The 1130-nt window shown below is 72.3% G+C and carries 1 protein-coding gene and 1 pseudogene; both read right to left on the bottom strand.

Translation table 11 applies throughout. The features are described 5' to 3' along the window. Window positions 1–584, bottom strand: a pseudogene (locus B551_RS18505) (hypothetical protein); the annotation flags it as partial. Then, window positions 581–1129 carry a LolA-related protein gene (locus tag B551_RS26725; protein WP_006579849.1) on the bottom strand — a complete coding sequence of 183 codons (549 nt, stop codon included), beginning with the start codon at window positions 1127–1129 and terminating at the stop codon, window positions 581–583. The gene B551_RS26725 and the pseudogene B551_RS18505, both read right to left, overlap by 4 nt. Window position 1130 lies beyond the last annotated feature (1 nt).

Consider the following 1130-nt stretch of genomic DNA (forward strand, 5'->3'; position numbering starts at 1 on the left):
GCCCAGACGCCGTCCCGCGTCGCGGCGCCGTGGCTGGGATCGAGATCGGCCAGCAGCGTCGCGATCTCGCCGGTCGGATCGCGCGGCAACAGCGGCTTGATCATCAGCCCGGCCGACGAGCCGAGCAGGTCGATGGTGTCGCCGACGGCCGCGCGCAGGCCCGCCTCGGTGAAGCGCTCGGGCGTGACGGCGGGACTGAGCAGATAGCGGTTGGCGAACAGATAGCGCTGGTCGCGCTCGCGGTTGACCGGCTCGCCGTTCTCGATCGCGGCAAAGCGGGAATCGCCGCGCAGCTTGCCCGCCAGCGCCTTCGACAGCGCCGCGCGCCGCGCGCCATCCTGGTCCTGCCCGGCGCCGCCTTCGATGCCGATCAGCAGCAGCCTTGACACCAGGCCATCGCGCAGCTGATCGACCAGCAGTTGCTGTTCGGCGGTCGGCGCGCGCGGCAGGAAGGCGGACAGGTCGGCCGTGAAGGTGGTGCGCGCGGCGATGGCGGCGCAAGCCAGCACGAAGGCCAGCCAGAGCGCAACCGCCAGCCGCGCCGGCAGTGTCCTTCGGTGCAAACGCCGGCCCGCCGCGCTCATTGGCCGCCGGTCGGCACGATGGTCATCACCGAGCGGTCGCCGTCGGCCTGGCGGATCTCGACGCGCTCGAGCCGTTCGCCGGCGCCGTCGATGCGGATCGCCGCGATGGCGGCCGCCATGCGGCTGTCCGACGGCGTCAGCGTCAGCGTCCACCGCTTGGCGCTGCCTTCCAGCGCGAGCCGGTAGTACTGCTCCAGCGCCTGCCGGTTGCCGGCCAGCGTGCCGCGCAGGCTCTCGATGAAGCCGGCGAGCTCGGGATGGTTGCCAAGCGGAATGGTGGTCTTGCGGCCCGCCCGCTCGACCGTCAGCATGTCGCCCTGCACCAGCAGCGTCTCGGGCTTGGGCGCCAGCGTGCGCTTCTCCAGCCGATCGGGGGCGACGAAGCGCAGTTCGCCGCTCGACTCCAGCGGGCGCTCGAGCATCGCCATGTACTTCTTTTCGACGAAACGCGCGTTGCCCGAAGGCTGCCGCGCCAGCGTCGCCATCAGCCGGTCCACGCTCCAGGCGGCATCGGCGCGGGCTGGGGCCGTCGCGGTCGACGTCACC

The organism is Cupriavidus sp. HPC(L) (genome assembly GCF_000307735.3).
Lineage (GTDB): Bacteria > Pseudomonadota > Gammaproteobacteria > Burkholderiales > Burkholderiaceae > Cupriavidus.